The organism is Flavobacterium chungbukense (assembly GCF_020805785.1).
Taxonomy (GTDB): Bacteria; Bacteroidota; Bacteroidia; order Flavobacteriales; family Flavobacteriaceae; genus Flavobacterium; species Flavobacterium chungbukense.
Genome location: NZ_JAJGZV010000001.1, coordinates 1161648 through 1184839 on the forward strand (window position 1 = coordinate 1161648; position 23192 = coordinate 1184839).

At 35.4% G+C, this 23192-nt stretch carries 12 protein-coding genes; all 12 read left to right on the plus strand.

Annotated features, from left to right (window positions below; translation table 11 throughout):
* Positions 1-69 precede the first annotated feature (69 nt).
* The 12 genes from LL966_RS04595 to LL966_RS04650 all read left to right on the plus strand — a co-directional run bounded on the left by LL966_RS04595 (position 70) and on the right by LL966_RS04650 (position 23190).
* Positions 70-2307 carry a GH92 family glycosyl hydrolase gene (locus LL966_RS04595; protein ID WP_229350650.1) on the plus strand — a complete coding sequence of 746 codons (2238 nt, stop codon included), beginning with the start codon at positions 70-72 and terminating at the stop codon, positions 2305-2307.
* Positions 2308-2328: 21 nt separating this feature from the next.
* Positions 2329-4206 carry a sodium:solute symporter family protein gene (locus LL966_RS04600; protein WP_229350651.1) on the plus strand — a complete coding sequence of 626 codons (1878 nt, stop codon included), beginning with the start codon at positions 2329-2331 and terminating at the stop codon, positions 4204-4206.
* A gap of 298 nt (positions 4207-4504) precedes the next feature.
* Positions 4505-5470: a glycoside hydrolase family 130 protein gene (locus tag LL966_RS04605; protein WP_229350653.1), complete on the plus strand. Its 966-nt coding sequence runs from the start codon at positions 4505-4507 to the stop codon at positions 5468-5470.
* A 7-nt stretch (positions 5471-5477) separates the two neighbouring features.
* Positions 5478-6545 (plus strand): carbohydrate-binding family 9-like protein, encoded by a 1068-nt coding sequence (locus LL966_RS04610; protein WP_229350655.1) that lies wholly within the window; start codon positions 5478-5480, stop codon positions 6543-6545.
* Positions 6520-7638: a putative glycoside hydrolase gene (locus LL966_RS04615; protein WP_229350657.1), complete on the plus strand. Its 1119-nt coding sequence runs from the start codon at positions 6520-6522 to the stop codon at positions 7636-7638. The genes LL966_RS04610 and LL966_RS04615 overlap by 26 nt, the downstream gene beginning before the upstream one ends.
* 90 nt (positions 7639-7728) lie before the next feature.
* Positions 7729-8754 carry an isoaspartyl peptidase/L-asparaginase family protein gene (locus tag LL966_RS04620; protein WP_229350659.1) on the plus strand — a complete coding sequence of 342 codons (1026 nt, stop codon included), beginning with the start codon at positions 7729-7731 and terminating at the stop codon, positions 8752-8754.
* A gap of 333 nt (positions 8755-9087) precedes the next feature.
* Positions 9088-11400, plus strand: a complete 2313-nt coding sequence (locus LL966_RS04625) for a beta-N-acetylhexosaminidase (RefSeq protein WP_229350661.1) — start codon at positions 9088-9090, stop codon at positions 11398-11400.
* 137 nt (positions 11401-11537) lie between these two features.
* Positions 11538-13391, plus strand: coding sequence for a beta-galactosidase (locus tag LL966_RS04630; protein ID WP_229350663.1), 1854 nt, complete (start codon positions 11538-11540; stop codon positions 13389-13391).
* Positions 13392-13427: 36 nt separating this feature from the next.
* Positions 13428-14912, plus strand: a complete 1485-nt coding sequence (locus tag LL966_RS04635) for an alpha-L-fucosidase (RefSeq protein ID WP_229350664.1) — start codon at positions 13428-13430, stop codon at positions 14910-14912.
* An 11-nt stretch (positions 14913-14923) separates the two neighbouring features.
* Entirely contained in the window at positions 14924-17167 is a 2244-nt protein-coding gene (locus tag LL966_RS04640; RefSeq protein WP_229350666.1) for a GH92 family glycosyl hydrolase, read from the plus strand.
* A gap of 12 nt (positions 17168-17179) precedes the next feature.
* Positions 17180-19840, plus strand: a complete 2661-nt coding sequence (locus tag LL966_RS04645) for a glycoside hydrolase family 3 protein (protein ID WP_229350667.1) — start codon at positions 17180-17182, stop codon at positions 19838-19840.
* Positions 19841-20103: 263 nt separating this feature from the next.
* A complete protein-coding gene (locus LL966_RS04650; RefSeq protein WP_229350669.1) occupies positions 20104-23190 on the plus strand; it encodes a SusC/RagA family TonB-linked outer membrane protein in 3087 nt (1028 codons plus the stop codon).
* Positions 23191-23192 lie beyond the last annotated feature (2 nt).

The following is a 23192-nucleotide window of genomic DNA, read 5'->3' on the forward strand; positions in this document are numbered from 1 at the left end:
TCCGTCTAAAATTATTTTGGTAAAAGTTGAATTTATCTAAATTTAAAGTTAAATTAATATTGTTTTGATATGAAGAAAATTACTCTGCTATCTCTTACGGTAATTTTTATTGCAAGTTGCAAAATAAAAGTTGATAAAAATCAACATCCAGAAAGTTTTGCAACAAATTATGTAGATCCGTTTATTGGTACTGGTGGTCACGGACATACGTATCCAGGCGCAACAGTTCCATTCGGAATGCTGCAAGTGAGTCCAGATAATGGAATTTCGCATTGGGACTGGTGTTCCGGCTATCATTATTCTGACTCCATAGTTTCTGGATTTAGTCACTTACACTTAAGCGGGACAGGAATCGGTGATTTGGCAGATATTTTATTTATGCCGACAAACAAAAAATTAGACTTAACCGCCAAAGCCGCTTCACGCGATTTCCTTCCGTATAAATCAAAATATAGTCATGTTAACGAAAAAGCAGTACCGGGTTATTACCAAGTTTTTCTTGAAGATCCTAAAATCAATGTAGAATTAACATCTACGCAAAGAACCGCATACCATAAATATACTTTTAATGATACCAATACACAATCTGTAGTTGTAGATCTTGGTTTTGCTATCAATTGGGACAAAGCGGTAAAAACATCTATTAAAATTGAAGATGCAAACACCATTAGCGGTTACCGTTACAGTACGGGATGGGCAAAAAATCAGAAAGTATTTTTTGTAGCTAAGTTTTCTAAACCTATTATAGAATCAGTTATTACGGCTGATAAAAAAGTTGTTTCAGCTAAAAATGGGGAAGGCGAAAATACAGCACTACAATTGTTCTTTGATGCTAAAAATTCAAAAGAACTAGGTGTAAAAGTGGCACTTTCTTCGGTAAGTGTTGAAAATGCAAAAGACAATTTAGATAAAGATCAGGAATTTGAAAAAGTAAAAACAGCAGCTTCTGTTGATTGGAACGAAGCTTTAAGTAAAATTACAGTTGAAACTCCAGTAGATTCTCTAAAAACAATTTTCTACACCGCTTTATATCACGCTCAAGTTGCGCCAGTAACGTACAGCGACAAAAACGGACAGTTTAGAACCGAAGATGACAAAATCGTTACTTCAAAAAATTATACAGCGTATTCAACTTTATCACTTTGGGATACGTTTAGAGCAGAAAATCCATTGCTTACCATTTTAGATCCAAATCGAGTTTCAGATATGGTGAACTCCATGTTAGCGTATTACGAAACCAAAAAGATACTTCCGGTTTGGACTTTATATGCTAATGAAACTAATACCATGACAGGATATCATTCGATTCCAGTTATTGTTGATGCTTACATGAAAGGCATTAAAGGTTTTGATGCCGAAAAAGCTTTTGAAGCCATGAAAGCAACCATGATGCAAGACGAACGCGGATTAAATTTCTACAAAAAATACGGTTACATTCCGTATAACTTATTAGACGAATCTGTTACGATTACTTTAGAATATGCTTACGACGATTGGTGTGTAGCGCAAATGGCGAAAGCTTTAGGAAAAACAGCAGATTATGAGTTTTTCTCAAAACGAGCAAAAGCTTACGAATATTTATTTGATGCCAAATCAGGTTTCATGAGAGGAAAGTCTGAAGACGGAAAATCTTGGAATGAACCTTTCGACCCAAAACACTCTAACCACAGAGAACACACTGATTATACGGAAGGAAATGCTTGGCAACACAGCTGGTTTGTACCTCATAATGTAGATAATTTTATTAAGCTTCACGGAGGAAATGACATTTTCACCAAACGTTTAGAGCAATTATTTACTGAGAGTTCTGAAATTACAGGAAACAACGTTTCTGCAGATATTTCTGGTTTGATCGGACAATATGCGCACGGAAACGAGCCAAGCCACCATATTGCTTATATGTTTAATCATGCGAAACAACCTTGGAGAACGCAATATTGGGTGCGTCACATTTTAGATACTCAATACAATACGACTGCAAACGGTCTAAGCGGAAACGAAGATTGCGGACAAATGTCGGCTTGGTATGTATTCAGCTCAATGGGATTATACCCAATGAATCCAGCTTCTGGAGAATACGAAATAGGAAGTCCAATTTTTGAGAAATCGACTTTAAATCTTCCAAACGGAAAAACTTTTGTAATTGAAGCAGAAAATGTTTCGAAGCAAAATTTCTACATCCAATCGGCTACTTTAAACGGAAAAGCATTTGAAAAAACAGCCATTTCTCACCAAGAAATGCAAAAAGGTGGTGTACTTCATTTTGTAATGGGAGCACAACCAAACAAAAACTGGGGTCTGAACTAACTAATTCAAAATAAATATTTAATGAACATTATAGACGTATCAATCATTTTAATCTATATCGTAATGTCGGTCGGTATAGGAATCTGGATTTCAAGAAAAGCATCAAAAGGACTTGACGATTATTTCCTTGGCGGGAAATCAATCAAATGGTATTTTTTAGGATTGAGCAATGGCTCAGGAATGTTTGATGTTTCAGGAACTTCCTGGATGATTGGAGTTTTATTTTTATATGGAGTAAAAAGCTTCATGTTTATGTGGCTTTGGCCGATTTGGAATCAGATTTTCGTCATGATGTTCCTCGCAGTCTGGATTAGAAGATCGAAAGTAATGACAGGTTCCGAATGGATTTTAACTCGTTTTGGAAGTGACAAAGCAGGAAAAGCATCACATATTATTGTTGCTATTTTTGCTATTATTTCTACCATTGGTTTCATCGCGTATTTCTTCGTTGGAATTGGGAAATTCGTAACGATTATTCTTCCTTGGGATTTAACAGTTCACATGAACGGTGGTGTTTTCTTAACATCAGAACAAGCTTATGCATTATTAATCATTTTCTTAACAACCATTTATACGGTTAAAGGCGGAATGTTTTCTGTTGTTGCAACAGAAGTGGTGCAGTATGTAATTATGATTATTGCCGGAGTTTTAATTGCTGGTTACGCATTCATTAATTATACAGATATTCAAATCAATTCGGTTATTACGCCAGAGTGGAAAAATGTTTTCTTCGGATGGGAATTTGAAACACAATGGAGCGATAAATTCGATACTTTCAATAAATTAATTGATACAGAAGGTTACAAAATGTTTGGTGCTTTTATCGGAATGACACTTTTCAAAGGTTTCTTTGCGAGTGTTGCAGGACCAACTCCAAGTTATGATTTACAGCGTGTTCTTTCTACAAAGTCAGTAAAAGAGGCGGCTTATATGAGTGGTTTTACCAACTTGATTTTATTTATTCCGAGATATTTATTAATCACAGGAATTGTGGTTATTGCATTAGTAAATCTTGCGCCAGAATTAAATGCAAACGTTAATCTTACTGGAGCAGATTTAGAATTATTAATGCCAAAAGTGGTGAATCTTTATATTCCAGTTGGAATTAAAGGAATTCTTCTTGCAGGTTTATTAGCCGCTTTCATGTCTGGATTCTCAGCTTTCGTAAACGCGGGACCAGCTTATATTGTAAATGATATTTATAAAAAATACTTTAAACCAGTTGCTTCAAATGCACATTATATTAAAGTAAGTCAGATTTCTTCTTTCTTAGTTGTTGGACTTGGAGTTTTCATGGGATTCTTCGCAGATTCGATTAACTCACTCACACTTTGGATTACAAGTGCTTTATATGGCGGTTACGTGGCAGCGAACTTCTTAAAATGGATTTGGTGGCGTTTCAACGGATGGGGTTATTTCTGGGGAATGGTCGGCGGATTAATTGCTGCTTCTCTTCAATTCGTTTTAGATCAAAACAAAGGAAATTTAGCCGCAGGAACATTTTTGCATGATCTTTCGCAAGTGCCATCGATTTACTTATTTCCATTAATTTTTGGAATGTCAATTTTAGGTTGTCTTTTAGGAACTTACTTAAGCAAACCAACTGATATGGAAGTTTTAAAATCTTTCTATTCAAACGTAAGGCCTTGGGGATTCTGGGGGCCGGTTTACAAACAATTAAAAGCGGAAGATCAATCTTTCCAAAAAAATAATGATTTCTATCTAGATATGATGAATTGTGTAATTGGAATTGTATGGCAGTCAAGCATGATTCTGCTTCCAATTTATTTCATCATCAGAGATTATCCAAAAGCGGCAGTGGCGCTGGTAGTTTTCTTAGTGACAACTACAGTATTGAAGTTTACTTGGTTAGACCGAGTTCGTAAGATTGAAGATTAAAAGAAAATAGAATAAAGAAAATAGAATCAAGATTTTAGAGGAAATTATTTTGATTTGATAAAAATTTAAACACATAGTAATATAATTTTTTTGACTTTGAAAAGAGTGTAGAAGGAAACTAGTTTCTCACACATTGCTTTGAACATAGCCCGTAGTTTCAACTACAGGAACGAAAGATTGGCAGTAAAGCTATGTTTATTTAAACAAGTGAAACGCCTTTTGTAGACAAAGCAAACTATGTCCCTATGTGTTTAAAAAGAATAAAAGAATAAAAACTAATAAATAAAAAAAACAAAAAATGAGTACTATTCCTTGGCAAGACAGACCCGAAAACAGTAAAGATGTAATGTGGAGATATTCTGAGAATCCAATTATCGACAGATATTCGATTCCTTCATCAAACAGTATATTCAATAGTGCAGTTGTACCTTTTGGAGACGGATATGCTGGGGTTTTCAGATGTGATAATAAAGCAGTTCAGATGAATATTTTTGCTGGTTTCAGTAAAGATGGTATTAATTGGGACATCAACCACGAACCAATTGAGATGAAATCTGGAAATACAGAAATGATCGAATCTTCTTATAAATACGATCCTCGTGTGGTTTGGATTGAAGATCGTTACTGGATTACTTGGTGTAACGGTTATAACGGACCAACAATTGGTATTGGTTATACTTTCGATTTTAAAGAATTTTTCCAATGCGAAAATGCCTTTTTACCATTCAACAGAAATGGAGTTTTATTCCCTCAGAAAATCAACGGAAAATATGCAATGTTAAGCCGTCCAAGTGATAACGGACACACACCTTTTGGAGATATCTGGATCAGTTACAGCCCAGACATGAAATATTGGGGAGAACACCGATTGGTTATGAAACCAAGCCAGTTTGAAAAAAGTGCTTGGCAATGTACAAAAGTAGGTGCAGGACCAATTCCGATTTTAACAGACGAAGGTTGGTTAATGATTTACCATGGAGTGATCAATACTTGCAACGGTTTTCGTTATGCAATGGGTTCAGCACTTTTAGATACTGATTCTCCAGATCAAGTAAAATACAGAACACAGCCTTATTTATTAGGACCTGCAGAAACGTATGAAATGGTTGGAGATGTACCAAACGTCGTTTTCCCTTGTGCAGCTTTACATGATTTTGAAGAAGATAAATTGGCAGTTTATTACGGTGCTGCAGATACGCATGTTGCTATCGCCTTCGGAAAATTAAGTGAGGTAATTCAATTTACAAAAGATAATAGTTTATAATATAAAGATGCATAGTAGAAGTAATTTATTGTCCCTTGCCGTTTTTTTTGTTGTATTGATGAGTTATGCGCAATCTGAAAAGGAGGTTACACCGAAAAGTTATATTGCATATAAAACTTCGAAAGAAATTGTTATTGACGGAGACGGAGCAGATAAAGACTGGGAAAAAGCATCTTGGACAACACCTTTTGTCGACATAGAAGGTGTTGAAACTCCAAAATATAAGACTCAGGTCAAAATGCTTTGGGACGATAAATACTACTATATTCTGGCAAAATTGGAGGAGCCTCATGTTTGGGCAAATCTAAGACAGCGCGATACTATTATTTTCTACAATAATGATTTTGAAGTTTTTATCGATCCAGATAATGATACACACAATTATTATGAATTAGAAATAAATGCCTTAAACACGGCTTGGGATTTATTTATCAATAAACCCTACCGCGAAAAAAATACCGTTCTAAACGACTGGAATATCGACGGATTAAAATCGGCTGTAAAAGTGGATGGAACTTTGAATAATGCTTCAGATACAGATAAAGGCTGGACATTAGAAATTGCTATTCCGTGGTCGGTTTATAAAACATCATATTTCGATAATATTGTTCCGAAAGATAAATTTTGGAGAGTTAATTTCTCTCGTGTAAATTGGCAGCATTCTATCGTTGACGGAAAATACGAACGAAAAAAAGATTCAGAAGGAAAGTTTCTCCCAGAATACAATTGGGTTTGGTCGCCTATGGGAGTCATCAATATGCATGAGCCCGAAAAATGGGCTTATGTATACTTTTCTTCAAAAGAAAGCAATGATAAATTTACAATTCCGCAGGAAGAAAAAGTAAAATGGGAACTGTATACGTTGTACCGTGCTCAAAAGAGATATTTCGATAAAAATAAATCTTGGGCAAAATCACTGCAAAGTATCAGTAAAAAAAATATAGTTGTTGACGGAAAGACTTTAAAACCAGTTTTAGAAAATCATTCATCAGGATTTAATATCTTGGTAAAAAGTCCTTTTTCAAACAAAACCTTAATAATTAAAGAAGATGGTAAAATTATTACGAACGAATAAGTTACAGCACTTTTCAAAGATTTTAGTTCTGGTGCTTTCGCTGAGTTTATTCTCTTGCGGACAAAAAGAAAATAAAGATCAAGAAAACGGAAAATTCACTTTTGGAGTTTGGACCACTGCCGACGCTAAAAAATCGGATGCAGATTATTCGAAAGAATTCAAAAAATACAAAGACGGCGGAATCGATGAAGTTTTAATAAATACTCAAACCGATCCAAAACTTTTAGCAAGATTAGTTCCGCTTGCAACAAAAGAAGGTCTAAAAGTTCACGCTTGGATTATGGCAATGAACCGTCCAAACGATTCAGTTGCTTTACAGCATCCAGATTGGTATCAAGTAAGTAAAGAAGGAAAATCTTGTTTTGATAACCGTCCGTATGTAGATTATTACCAATGGCTTTGCCCAACTAAAGAAGAATCTAGAAACCACGTTTTAGGTTTAGTGGAAGGTTTAGCAAAAGTGGAAGGAATCGAAAGCGTACATTTAGATTACATTCGTTTCCCAGATATTTTCCTGCCAATCAGTTTATTGCCAAAATATAATTTGGTTCAGGATGTAGAATTGCCTCAATTCGATTTCTGTTATTGTGATGCCTGTGTTTCTAAATTCGAAAAAGAACATCAAAAAAATCCAAAGAAAAGCCACAATACTTCCATTGATATGGAATGGAAAAATTTTAGGTTAAACGCTGTAAAATCAGTTGTTGATGATGCCTATAAAATTGCTCACAAACACAATAAAAAATTAACCGCAGCAGTATTCCCTTATCCAGAAATGGCAGATCATATGGTGCGTCAGCGTTGGGATAAATGGAATATTGACGAAGTATATCCAATGATTTATCATAGTTTTTATGATGAAGAAATTGACTGGGTAGGTTACGCAACCAAACAAGGTGTAGCCGATTTAGAAGGAAAGCCAACGAAAGTAAATACAGGAATTTATATTCCGGGATTAAAATCAGATGCAGAATTAAAAGAAGCGATTTTGCAAGCCAAGAAAAATGGCGCAACAGGAGTTTCATTTTTTGACGGAAATGCCTTATCAGATAGTAATTTAAAAACAATTGCGGCCGTAAAATCGGCTTTGTAGTCGATTTTACTGGGATTAAAAAAGATTACTGATTAATTTAGCAACATTAAGAACATTCTGTTTCTGAAAGTTGAATTAAAACCAAAAGACATGTCAAATAGAAGAGATTTTATCAAGAAAACCACTTTAGGCACCTTAGCAATAAGTTCTGTTTTGGGCGTAAGCGGATTTGCTGCCAATCATGAAAATGAAGAAATAACAGCAGAACCAAAAGAAAAAAAGCAGCAGAAACCAATTATTATTTCGACATGGAATCACGGCCTGCCTGCTAATAAAGAATCTTGGAAGAATTTAAAAGAAGGAAAATCAGCATTAGATGCCATCGAAGCTGGAATGAAAATACCTGAAGCAGATCCTACTGTTCGCAGTGTTGGTTATGGAGGTTATCCAGATCGCGAAGGAAAAGTGACTCTTGATGCCTGTATTATGGATCATAACAGCAATTGTGGTTCTGTATGTTTTTTACAAGGCATTATGCATCCCATTTCTGTTGCAAAAAGAGTGTTACAAAATACACCTCACGTTATGTTAGCAGGACAAGGAGCATTGCAGTTTGCTTTGTCAGAAGGTTTTAAAGAAGAAAATTTATTGACTCCAGAATCTGAAAAAGACTGGAAAAAATGGCTGGAAGATTCAAAATACAAACCAGTTATTAATATAGAAAATCACGATACCATAAGCATGCTAATGTTAGACCAAGATGGCAATCTTTCGGGCGGATGTACCACGAGCGGTGCGGCTTGGAAAATGCACGGACGCGTCGGTGATTCCCCCATAATCGGCGCGGGTCTTTTCTTGGATAACGAAGTAGGAGCTGCCGCAGCAACTGGTTTAGGAGAAGCGGTTATTAGAACTGCTGGAAGCGCTATGGTTGTCGAATTAATGCGTCAGGGAAAATCGCCTTACGATGCTTGTAAAGAAATTACAGAGCGCATTTACAATAAACATAAAAACCACAAAGACATGGAATACCTGCAAGTTGGTTTTATTGCTTTGAATAAAAACGGTGAATACGCAGGTTACAGCTTAAGATCAGGATTTAATTACGCCGTTTCTGATGACGTAAAAGGTCACAGAATGGAAGACGCGAAGTTTAAAATGTCTTGGGATAAATAATTATCATGTTTAGAACTTTGTCAAAGTTTCAAACTTTGGCAAAGTTTTGTGATACAGTTTGTCATTTTGAGGAATGAGAAATCACACTCGGGATTCGACAAAGATTGGCGACATTCTGTGAGGAGTCTCTAGTGTGATTTGCTTCGCCGATTCGCTATCGCTCGGGTCTCCTTTCAGTCGAAATGACAAAAATATGAGAAAATAAAACATAAAAAAGGTAACCAGTTTCTATGTGCATTCATGCAAAGTGAAACGCCTTTTTTTAAGCTTTAAAAAACTATGTCTCTATGTGTTTAAATTAATTAAGCAGATAGAGAAACCAAAAAACAAAGAATGAAAAAATTACTATTTCTATTAACCGTAATCGCTTCAATTTTCTCGGCTAACGCGCAGAAAGTTTACACCGAAAGTGATATACATATTATTCCAAAACCCAGTCAGACTCTTGTTAAAACAGGTGTTTTTGAATTTACAAAAGATACAAAGTTTGTAGTAAACGGGGATTTCCAAAAAGACGCTGCAAATGCTTTGGCATCTAAATTTGAAACTGCGGCAGGATGGAAACCAGAAGTTACGACAAAAGCTCCCGCAAGCAATTATGTTTTATTGAAAACAGATTCAAACTTAAAAAACGAAGCTTACGTTTTAGATGTTAATCCGACAAATATAGTTATTACTGCAAAAGGGAATAATGGTTTTTTATATGCTTTGGAGAGTATCAGACAATTACTTCCTGAAGCCATCGAAAGCAAATTTGCGATTACTTCTGCAAAATGGCAGATTCCAAGCTTGACCATTAATGATGAGCCTCGTTTTAAATGGAGAGGTTTAATGTTGGATTTTTCACGTCATTTCTTTGATAAAAATTACGTTTTAGCAACAATTGATCGTTTGGCTGCGCATAAAATGAACGTTTTGCACATGCATTTAGTTGACGATCAAGGCTGGAGAATTGAAATTAAAAAATATCCAAAGTTAACAGAAGTTGGTGCTTGGAGAGTAGATCAGGAAAATAGAAGCTGGAATGCTAGATTAACTACAAATCCTGACGAAAAAGGAACTTACGGCGGATTTTTCACTCAGGAAGAATTAAAAGAAATCGTTAAATATGCAGCGACAAAAGGAATTGAAGTAATTCCAGAAATCGAGATGCCGGCTCATGTAAGTAGTGCAATTGCATCTTATCCTGAATTGGCTTGTTTCAATCAGAGAATTGGAGTTCCGTCAGGTGGTGTTTGGCCTCTGACAGATATTTATTGTGCTGGAAAAGAAACTACGTTCGAATTTTTGCAAAATGTAATTGATGAAGTAATTACTATTTTCCCTTCAAAATACATTCATATTGGTGGAGACGAAGCGACTAAAACCAACTGGGCAAAATGTCCGCACTGCCAAAAAAGAATCAAAGATGAGCGTTTGAAAAGTGTTGACGAATTACAAAGCTACTTTGTAAAACGTATGGAAAAATACATCAATTCAAAAGGTAAAAGAGTTATCGGTTGGGATGAAATTTTAGAAGGCGGTTTAGCTCCAGATGCAACTGTAATGAGTTGGAGAGGAATGAAAGGCGGAATTGAAGCAGCAGATCAAGGTCATGACGTAATTATGACACCAGAAACGCCTTGTTATTTCAACTTTTACCAAGGACCTCAAAACGAAGAACCTTTAGCTTTTGATGCTTATAATCCGTTAAGCGAAGTGTACAAATTTGATCCTGTAGTTGCAACAATGACACCGCAGGAAGCTGCTCACGTATTAGGTGGACAAGCCAATTTATGGGCAGAACATATCGCTGGTCCAAAAGATTCTGAATATATGATTTTTCCAAGATTAGCGGCTTTATCTGAAACCTTATGGAGTCCGAAAGAGAAACGTAATTGGAATGATTTTACATCAAGATTATTCTCAATGTTCAAACGTTACGATTATCAGGGATTAAATTATGCGAAAAGTGCTTATTTGGTTACGGCTTCTTCTACAGCTGATTTGGCGAATAAACAAATCAAAGTAGAGTTGAAAAACGAGTTTCCAAATCCAGATATCCGCTATGTTTTAGGAAACCAAAGTATTGATCATCATGCGGTAAAATATACAAGTCCAATTGAAATCAAAGAAACTACAGTTTTAAAAGCTTCTTTATTTCAAGACGAAAAACCAGTTGGAAAAACATTTACAGATACTATTGTTTTCCATAAGGGATTTGCGAAAAAAGTGAAATACTTAACGCCTTTTAATGATAATTATAAAGGAGATGCTAATACTATGGTAAACAGTATTAGAGGAAGCAAAAATTTCCACGACGGACAATGGCAAGCTTGGCTAGTTAATGACATGGAATTGGTAATTGATCTTGAAAAAGTAGAAAGCATTGAACAAGTTACAGTTGGAGCTTTAGAAAGCCAAGGCGCAGGAGTTAATTTCCCAATTCAATTGAAAGTATTGATTTCTACTGATGGAATTAAGTATACGCAAGTTGGAAAAATAACACGCCCGTATGCAGCAAATCCAGTTCCAGAATTGAAAGATTTCAAAATCAATTTCCAAAAACAAAATGCGCGTTTTGTAAAAGTAATTGGAGGCAACTTAAAGAAAAGTCCAAAAGGAGAAAGCTCTTGGTTGTTTGTGGATGAGATTTTGGTGAATTAAATATTTTTAAACACATAGAAACATAGTTTTTTTTCTTTTGAAACTTGGATAAAAGAGTTTAGAAAGAAATTAGTTTCTAACACATAGCTTAACGTGTAATGCTTGTTAAGTTTATAAATGTATAATCTGAAAAAAAAATGAATAAGATATTATTTAAGCTCGGTGTATTATTGATTTGCTTGATTCCCTTTTTTAGTACGGCACAAACAAAAGGATTTTCTATATCTAATGGAGAATTTCAAAAAGATGGGAAAATTGTAAAAATACATTCAGGAGAAATGCACTATGAGCGTATTCCTAAAGAATATTGGAGACATAGATTGCAAATGCTTAAAGCGATGGGATTGAATACCGTAGCAACCTACGTGTTTTGGAATTATCACGAAATAGAGCCAGGTGTATGGGATTTTAAAACAGGAAATAGAGATTTAGCAGAGTTTTTACGTATTGCTAAAAGTGAAGGATTGTATGTGATTCTTAGACCAGGTCCGTATGCTTGCGGCGAATGGGAATTTGGAGGATATCCTTGGTGGTTGCAAAATAATCCAGATTTAGTAATTCGTACCAATAACAAAGCATTTTTAGATGCTTGCAAAACGTATCTGCAAAATTTATATGCAGTGGTAAAAGGAAATTTTGCTAACCAGGGAGGGCCAATTATTATGGTTCAGGCTGAAAATGAATTTGGTTCTTATGTTTCTCAAAGAAGCGATATTAGTGCTGAGGATCATAAAGCTTACAAAACTGCCATTTACAATATGCTTAAAGAAACTGGGTTTCCTGAGCCTTTTTTTACTTCTGACGGTACTTGGTTGTTTGAAGGGGGTGCTGTTGAAGGAGTTTTACCAACTGCAAATGGGGAATCAAATATAGAAAACTTAAAAAAACAGGTTGATAAATACCATAAAGGACAAGGGCCTTATATGGTAGCTGAGTTCTATTCTGGCTGGTTGGACCATTGGGCAGAGCCATTTATTAAAATTGGATCTGAAGAGATTGCAAGTCAAACTAAAAAGTACCTTGATGCAGGTGTTTCTTTTAATTATTATATGGTACACGGTGGTACTAATTTTGGATTTACCTCTGGAGCAAATTATAATGAAGAAAGTGATATTCAGCCGGATATTACAAGCTATGATTATGATGCTCCTATCAGTGAAGCAGGTTGGGCAACACCAAAATTCATGGCTATACGTGATGTCATGCAAAAGTATTCTAAAACAAAATTAGCATCGATTCCAGAGAAAATACCAGTTACAAAATATCCTAATCAGCTTATCAAATCGAGTATGGATGTTTTAAGTTGGATCAAAAAAGAAAAACCGGTTGTAAATGATCAACCTTTGACATTTGAAAAGTTAGGTCAGGGAAATGGATATGTTTTGTATCGAAAAAGATTTACGCAACCAATTTCTTCTGGAAAATTAAAGATTGAGGGATTAAGAGACTTTGCTACAGTTTATGTAAATGGAGTTAAGGTTGGTGAATTGAATAGAGTTTTCAAAAATTACGAGTTGACACTTTCTATTCCTTTTAACGGTATTTTAGAAATTCTAGTTGAAAATATGGGACGTATTAATTACGGAGCAGAAATAGTGCATAACACAAAAGGAATTATTTCTCCAGTATTCATTAATGAATATGAAATTAGTGGTGGATGGGAAATGTATAAAATGCCAATGAGTGAAGTGCCAGCTATTAAAAATGAAACGATAAAACCAGGACGCCCAGTTTTATATGAATCTGTTGTGAACATCAATAAACCAGCAGATACTTTTCTCGATATGTCTGCTTGGGGAAAAGGAATCGTATTTGTTAACGGCCACAATCTTGGCCGCTACTGGAAAGTAGGCCCGCAGCAAACGCTTTATGTACCAGGATGCTGGTTGAAAGCGGGAGAAAATAAGTTTGTTGTATTGGAGCAGCTTAATGAAAACACCCAAAAAGAATTAACTTTTACAGATCAACCGATACTTGATAAACTAAACTAAAAAACAAAGAATAATAAATTATAAATTAGATTAAAGATGAAAAAAGGAATATTCATAATCGCCCTTTTATTTTCAGCTCAGATATTCGCTCAGGCGATTTATGAAGATGAAAGATACGTACCAGAAACTGATCCGTTGGTTTTGAAAAACTTAGACGAGTGGCAAGGCAAAAAATTTGGTTTGCTAATGCACTGGGGAACTTACAGCCAATGGGGAATTGTAGAATCTTGGTCTATCTGCCCTGAAGATTACGGATGGTGTGAACGTAAAAAAGGAAGTAATCCATCTAATTATAATGATTATATTAAAGATTACGAAGGATTAAGAAAAACATTTAATCCTGTGAAATTTGATCCTGCAAAATGGGCTAAAGCTGCTAAATATGCAGGAATGAAATACATGGTTTTCACTACAAAACACCATGACGGATTCAACATGTATGATACTAAATATTCTGATTACAAGATTACTAGTAAAGATGTTCCTTTTCATACTAATCCTAAAGCTGATGTTTTAAAAGAAATTTTCAACTCTTTTAGAGGCGAAGGTATTTCAACTGGAGCTTATTTCTCTAAACCTGACTGGCATAACGAAAATTACTGGGATCCTTATTTTCCTCCATTCGATAGAAACGTAAACTACGATCCGTCCTTATACCCAGAAAAATGGCAAAAATATGTTGATTTCACGCACAACCAAATCTTAGAAATCTTAACGAACTACGGTAAAGTTGATATTTTATGGTTAGATGGAGGATGGGTTAGAAAAAGAGACCAAGTAAACATCAAAGAAAACTACGACGAGAAATTTACTGAAAACGAATCTAAAAACGGTTTCATCAAACACAGAGTGGTAGATCAAGATCCTAAAATGGATGATTTGGTTATCAAAGCGCGTCAGAAACAACCAGGTTTAATTGTTGTAGATAGAGCGGTTCACGGTAAAAACCAAAACTATTTAACGCCAGAAGGACGTGTTCCTGCCAAAACGTTGCCTTATCCTTGGGAATCTTGTATTCCTGCTGGTGGCGGATGGTCTTATTCTCCAGGTGCTGAATACATGACTGGAAGACAAGGTATTCATATGTTAGTGGATATTGTGGCAAAAGGTGGAAACTTATTATTGAACATTGCTCCAAGTCCAGAAGGAGAATGGGATAAAGGTGCTTACGATTTGTTGCAAGCTTACGGTGATTGGATGAAAGTAAACAGCACAGCGATTTACAACACAAAACCAATCGAACCTTACAAAGAAGAAAACATTTGTTTTACACAAAATAAAGCTGGAAATGTATTTGCATTTTATTTAGCTAAAGAAGGAGAAGATAAAATTCCTGCTGAAGTTACTGTAAAATCGATTAGCCCTAAAAAAGGAACTAAGATTACGATGTTAGGATCTAAAACTTCTTTAAAATGGACAAAAGAAGGAAACGGATTTAAAGTAATTATTCCAGAAAGTTTAAGAAACAATCTTCCTGCAAAAGAAGCTTGGACTTTAAAAATTGAAGCGATCAACAGATAAGAAGGAAACCTATGGTTTTAAATATTAAAAATAAATTTAAGACAGCATGTATTTTATACATGCTGTTTTTTAGCATTACTATTTTTGCGCAGGGGCCTGCCGATTTTGTCAATCCGTTTATTGGGACTTCCAATTATGGTGCGGCTTTTCCGGGACCAATTGCCCCACGCGGAATGGCAAGTATTAGCCCGTTTAATGTGGCGGGAGTAAAAAATACACCGATGGAAAAAGACAGTCAATGGCTTTCGAATCCGTATGTGAATGAAAATACCTTTTTGACAGGATTTAGTCAAGTGAATTTAAGTGGAGTTGGCTGTCCAGATTTGGGTGTTATTTTATTGATGCCAACAACTGGAAATGTAGAAATCGATCATTTAAAATACGGTTCAACTTACTCTAATGAAGTTGCCAAAGCAGCGTATTACAGCGTAAACATCGACAAATACAAAGTAAAAGGCGAATTCACTACTTCAAAACGAGTAGGAGTGAGCAGATTCACTTTCCCGAAAGGGCAATCTAATATTTTATTAAATCTTGGTTTAGGATTAACAAACGAAGAAGGCGCAATGATAAAAGTCGTTTCTTCAACAGAAATTGAAGGAATGCGTTCGGTTGGTTCGTTTTGTTACAATAGTCCAGAAGATTCTTATCCGGTTTATTTCGTGGCTCAATTTTCTAAACCTGCCTACAAATTTGGAGTTTGGAAAAAACCTGCAAAATACGACGGCGTTGAAGCGCAATGGATGGGGTACAACGGAAAAGCGAGAATAATGGAAAATACCATTAAAACCGTAGTAGGTGATAGTATTGGAAGTTATTTTACGTATAAATTCGATAAACAAGAAACGGTTGAAGTGAAGATTGGAATTTCGTACGTAAGTATCGAAAATGCCCGTGAAAACTTAGCAAAAGAAGTTGGTAACAGATCTTTTGATGCAATTTACAAAGAAACCTACAACGAATGGAACGAAGAATTGTCTAAAATTTTGGTTGAAGGTGGCTCAAAAGATGACAATATAATTTTCTACACAGCTTTGTATCACACTTTAATTCACCCAAATACTTTAAATGATATTAACGGACAATATCCCGTAATCAAAAGAACTAAAATTGCTAAAACCGATGACACCCGATATACCGTATTTTCTTTATGGGATACGTACCGAAATGTCCATCCATTGATGTCTTTGGTTTATCCAAAACAGCAATCTGATATGGTAAAAAGCATGTTGAATATGTTTGATGAAAACGGCTGGTTACCCAAATGGGAACTGAATTCGACAGAGACTTTTACAATGGTTGGAGACCCAGCAAGTATTGTAATTACAGATACTTATATGAGAGGAATTCGTGATTATGACGTTAATAAAGCCTATTATGCGATGTTGAAAGGCGCAGATAATATTGAAAATAATCCGCTTCGTCCTGGATTGAAAGATTATATCAAAAAAGGATATTTAACAACCGACAATAAAGGCCCAGTTTCTACAACTCAGGAATACAATATTTCAGATTATTCTATTTCGCTTATGGCCAACGAATTCGGGGACAAAGACAATGTAAAACGTTTTAAAGAACGTTCATTATCCTACAGAAAATTATTCGATAAAAACTTAAATCTGCTTCGACCAAGAACGGCTGACGGAAAATGGTACGAGCCATTTGATCCTGCTTCTGGAGCTAATTTTGAAGAAAATGTTGGTTTTATCGAAGGAAATGCTTGGCAGTATGCTTTTATGGTGCCACACGACATTATCGGATTGAAGAAGTTAATGGGCGGCGATATACCATTTTCGGCGCAATTGCAGAAAATCTTTGATATCAAACAATTTGATATGGCAAACGAACCAGACATTGCTAATCCATATTTATTTAATTATGTGAAAGGCGAAGAGTATAAATCTCAGGACATGGTAAAGAAATTGGTTCGCGAATATTTTAAAAATGAACCAAAAGGATTACCAGGAAATGACGATACCGGAACTATGTCAGCTTGGTTGGTGTATTCGATGATGGGAATTTATCCAATTTCTCCAGGAGATCCAATTTACACTATTACAACGCCAATGTTTCATAGAGTGACGATTAAATTAGATCCAAGATATTATAAAAAAGAAAACATCGTAATTGAAAGACAAGAAAATAATGGTGGAAAAATCAATTCGATTGAGCTAAACGGAAAAACACTTAATAGCTTTTTTATTTCGCACGATGATTTTGTGAATGGAACCAAGCTTAAAGTGATTCAAAACTAAACACACACAACTATGTTACAATTAAGAATGAGGAAAACGGCCATTATTTTTGTAATGGCTGTTGGTTTTTTTAACCAAACCCATGCCCAGAAAAAGTATCTGTATCAAGATGCCAAAGCGCCTGTTGAAGATAGAGTAAAAGACTTGCTAAGCCGTATGACACTTGAAGAAAAAGTGCGTCAGATGGATATGTATAGAGGAGATTTTTTTAAAGATAAAGAAGATTTTGCTAAAGGTAAATCGGCAGAAAAAATCGGTAAATTAGGAATTGGAGCTATTCATGATCTTTATCCGCGTTCAGCGAAAATGATCAATGATTTGCAAACAAGCGTAATCAAAGGAAACCGTTGGGGAATTCCGGCGCTGATTATGTGTGAAATGCTTCACGGATATTTAGACGAAGGAAGTACCGCTTTCCCTATGAACATTGGACTTGGATCAACTTGGGATACTAGCGTATTAGACAAAGTTGGAAAAGTAATTGGTATGGAAGCCAGAGCGCATGGAGTGCATTTTGGCTTTGGCCCAAACTTAGATTTAGGTCGCGAGCCAAGATGGGGACGTGTTGCTGAAACTTTTGGTGAAGATGCTTTCTTAAACAGCGAAATTGGTTTGGCTTTCATTAAAGGATTACAAGGAGATGACTTAAAATCTGATCGTTCTATTATTGCTGAGCCGAAACACTTTGCCGTTCATGGGATTCCACAAGCAGGAGGAAATTCGTCGCCAATTTTGGTTGGAGAACGTTCTGCAAGAGAAGATCATTTGCCATCTTTCGAAAAAGCATTTACAAAAGGTGGTGCTTTAGGAACCATGTGTGCTTATTCTGAGTTAGATGGAATTCCTTGTGCAGCAAATCATTGGTTATTGACGGATGTTTTGAGAAATGAATGGGGTTTTAAAGGATTGGTAGTTTCAGATTTGGGAGCAATTAAATACATTCAAACAACTCATAAAGTGGCTGATTCTCCAAAAGATGCTATTAGAGAAGCAGTTTCTGCTGGTGTTGATATGCAGTTTTATGATTTTTCAAACGAATTCTGGCAAAGTACAGTTATTGAATTGGTAAATGAAAAGAAATTGACAACGGAAAATATCGACCGTGCGGCGGGAGCAGTTTTACGTTTGAAATTCTTATTAGGATTATTTGAAAATCCGTACACAGATAAAAATCTAATTAAAGAACGTTTTCATACGAAAGAAAATCAAGCTGTTGCTTTAGAGGCTGCTCAGAAATCAATGGTTTTATTGAAAAATGAGAACAACATTTTGCCTTTAAGTAAATCTTTAAAAAATATTGCTGTTATCGGACCAAATGCAAATGCTTCAAGAATGGGAGGTTATGCTCCTAAAAATAGTGTTGGGGTAACTGTTTTTGAAGGTATTCAGCAAATAATGGGAAAAACGGCTAATGTAGTTTATGAGGAAGGTGTTCCGTTAATTGTAAAAGGACAAATTATTCCATCAAAATATTTATTTACGCCAGACGAATCTCAAAACGGATTAAAAGGAGAATATTTCAATAATAGAGAATTAGAAGGTACGCCAGCATTGACTCGTATCGACAGTCAGTTAGAGTTTGACTGGCCTTGGGCGCCTGGAGATGGTGTGAATGTAGATGATTTTTCTATCAGATGGACAGGGTTTTTAAAATCAGACCAAGCACTTGATGGGTGGTTAGGTTTAAGTTCGGATGACGGAATCAGAATGTATATCGATGATCAATTGGTAATTGACAACTGGACAAAAGGAGCGACTAGTATGGTCACAGTTCCAAAAAATATCGAAAAAGGGAAGAAATACAAAGTCCGCATTGAAATGTGGGAAGGAGGCTGGGGTGCCAGAGCGCATTTCCGTTGGAATTTAGAAAAAGTAAACTTACAGCCAGCAATCGACGCTGCTAAAAAAGCCGATGTTGCGATTGTAGTTTTAGGAGAATCTAACGAATTGGTAGAAGAAAACAGAGATGTTGCTTCTTTAGACTTATTTGGAATCCAACAGCAATTGATTGAAGAGATTCAAAAAACAGGAACTCCAGTAGTTTGTGTGTTATTAAACGGTCGTCCTATTTCAACAAACTGGATTGCTGAAAATATTCCTGCGGTTCTAGAAGGATGGTTTCCAGGGGAATTTGGAGGAAGAGCAGTAGCCGATGTTTTATTTGGTGATTACAATCCAGGTGGAAGATTACCAATTACAGTTCCAAAATCAGTAGGGCAGTTACCTATATATTATAACCAAAAACCATCTGCAATCCATAAGTATGTAGCAGAAAGCGAACATCCATTATATTCGTTTGGTTACGGATTAAGTTATACGAAGTTTGAATATTCTAATTTAAAGCTGAATACTACTGAAATTAAACCAAATGGTGAAGTAAAAGTTTCTGTCGATGTTAAAAATGTTGGAGATAGAGACGGAGATGAAGTGGTTCAGTTGTATATTAATGATGTTTACAGTTCGGTAACAACTCCTGAAAAAACGTTAAAGGGATTTAAAAGAGTAAATATCAAAAAAGGAGAAATCAAAAATGTTGAATTTACACTTACACCAGATGAGCTATCTCTTTGGAACAGAGAAATGAAGCGCGTTGTAGAGCCTGGAGATTTTGAAGTAATGGTAGGCGGAAATTCGACAGATTTACTTAAAACTAAATTCAAGGTTTTGAACTAAAATCTATAAAACACAGAATATTTTTAGGCATTTTTTGACTAAAAAAATGAATACAATTAAAAAAGGCCAAAATCTATCAGATAAATAGAGTTTTGGCCTTTAAAATAAGGAAGAGTTGGATTACAAATGAAAACGTTTTCTTTCATTTTTCGACCAAACTTTCACCAACACCTTTTCAAAATTGTCATTTGTCGAAATAATGTATTGTTAACAAAACGTATTCTTAAATTTAACATGTTATTAACTCTAAAAAAACAACTAATATGATTAAAAACGTACTAAAGTTACTGTTTGTCATTTGCCTTTTCGGGTTCCAAAGCCTGGAAGCGCAGACAATAGTAAAAGGAACGATAACAGATGCTCAAAGTGGAATTCCGATTCCTGGAGCAAATATTATTGTTAAAGGAACTAAAACAAGTGCTTCGTCAGATTTTGATGGAAAATACAGCATCAGTGTTCCAAATCAATCTTCAGTTTTAGTATTTACTTACGTAGGATCTGCTACAAAAGAAGTTGCAGTTGGATCTCAAACAACAATCAATGTGTCTTTAGGTGCAGACACACAGCAATTAGGAGAAGTAGTAGTTACTGCTCTTGGTATTAAAAGAGAGAAAAAAGCAATTACTTATTCTGCACAAAACGTTTCAGTAGACGAATTATCAGAAGCTAGATCATTAAACGTTGCCAACTCACTTTCAGGAAAAGTTGCAGGTCTTAACTTCTCTACTACTTCTAACGGTGTTGGTTCTTCTTCTAGAATTACTTTAAGAGGTAACAGATCTCTTAACGGAAACAACCAACCTTTATATGTAGTAGATGGTGTGCCAATTAGTAACGGAACAACTACAACTAATCCTGATATTGATACAGGAGGTACTACACAGCCGGATGGTATTTCTAACATTAACCCTGAAGATATTGCTTCGATGACAGTTCTTAAAGGACCATCTGCTGCAGCTCTTTACGGATCTAGAGCATCAAATGGTGTAATCGTAATTACTACGAAATCAGGAAAAGCTGGAAAAACTTCAGTTTCGTTATCATCTAACTTTATGGCTTCTTCAGCTTATAACTTGATGAATTTACAAAATGAATACGGACAAGGAACAAACGGTACTTACGTTCCAAACTCTTCTTCAAGTTGGGGAGGTAGATTAGACGGAAGCCAAGTTTCTAACTGGCAATTAGTTCGTAATCCAAATTATGCTGGACCAGCTACACAAAGCTATTCTGCACAGCCAAACAACGTTATTGATTTCTATAAAACAGGTTATAACTTAGCAAATACTTTAACAGTTACAGCTGGTAACGAAAAAGCGCAAGGTTATTTCTCTTATACTAACACTCGTGCCGAAGGTATTGTTGGAGGAAACAAAATGGACAGACATAATCTTAACTTAAGATTGACAAGCAAAATCTCTGATAAATTAACTTTAGATGTAAAAACAAACTACATCGTTCAGGATATTGACAATTTATTAAGAACTGGAGAAGAGTCTATTGGTACATCTGCTTATTTATTGCCTCGTAGTATTGCATACAATGATTACAAAAACTTCGAATACATTGATGCAGCAGGACAAAGACAAGTAAACTATTTCCTTGACGAAACTGGAGCTCCTGGAGGAAACCCATTCTGGTCTGCTTTAAGAGATGATGCTCGTACAGACAAAAGAAATAGATTTATTGGTTTAGCGTCTCTTAAATATGAGTTTACAAAAACATTAAGCTTACAAGGTAGAGCTGGTTTAGACCAAATGACCAATAGAAATGTAAGAAACAGATACGCTACAAATGCATTTAACAGCAACATGGGGTCATACAGTGAATCTTATGAAACTGTTAGCGAATTGAACGTTGATGCTTTACTTTCTTACAACGAGAAATTTGGAGATTTTAATGTTGGACTTAATGCTGGTGCAAACGCATTACAACAAAACAGTTCAGCTTTAGGTTCTGGTGGTGTTTTAAGTAAAAGAAACTACTTTGCATTATCAAATGTTCAGACTATTACTGCATCTTCTACAGCTTCAGAAAAAAGAATCAACTCAGTTTATGCATTTGGTCAGCTTGGTTTCAGAAACTATTTATTCTTAGACGTAACAGCTAGAAATGATTGGTCTTCTACTTTACCAACAGATTATTTCTACCCATCTTTCGGTCTTTCAGCTGTTCTTTCTGATATGTTTACATTACCAGAAGTTATCAGTTTTGCAAAAATTAGAGGTTCTTATGCACAAGTTGGTAACGATACTGATCCTTACCAAACACAACAAAGATTCTCTTACATCGGAGGAAACGGTGGTATGTTGTACGGACAAAGCACAAAAGCTAATCCAAACTTAAAACCAGAGATTTCTTCTTCTACAGAGTTTGGTGTTGATGTTAGATTCTTCAACAATCGTTTAGGTCTAGATTTTACTTATTTCAATACTTTAACAGACAATCAGATTTTCTATATCAACACTCCTGAGTCTTCTGGATTTTCTAGAGCTGTTGTAAATGGTGGTGATATTGAGAATAAAGGTATCGAGCTTACTTTAACTGCAACTCCAATTCAAACAGAAAACTTTACCTGGGATATTACAGCAAACTATGCTTCTTATAAATCTAAAGTAAAATCTATTTATGATGGAAGAGATGAGTTAGTTTTAGGTGAAGGACGTTTAGTTAGAAGTAAAGTTGTTCAAGGTGGTGAATATGGTGACTTATATATTAAAGGTTTCCAAAGAGATCCACAAGGAAATATTATCGTAAGCAGCGCTGGTATTCCATTAGCTACAAACGGTTTTGATGTTCGTGCTGGTAACTTTAACCCAGATTGGACAGCAGGTTTCAAAAATAATTTCAAATACAAAGATTTCTCTTTAAGCTTCTTAGTTGATTTCAGAATTGGTGGTGAAGTTATTTCATATACTCAAGCAAGACAAGCAGGTTTAGGGGTAAGCGATATTACTTTAGCAGGAAGACAAGGTGGAATAATTGTTGATGGTGTTGTTTCTAACGGAAATGGTACTTACTCTCCAAATACTACAAGTATCAATGCAGAGCAATATTGGACAGCTATCGGACAAAGAACTCCAATTGCAGAGCCATTTATCTATGATGCTACAAACATCAGATTAAGAGAGCTTGTTTTTGGTTATTCATTACCAAAACGTATGTTAAATAATTCAGGTTTTACAAGTATCGACTTCTCTTTAGTGGGTAGAAACTTATTCTTCTTCTTAAACAAAGCAGAACACTTTGATCCAGAAGCTGGAGCAGGTACAGGTAACTTACAGGGGATAGAATCTTTCAACATTCCTTCAACAAGAGATTATGGAGTTAATGTTAAATTTGGATTTTAATT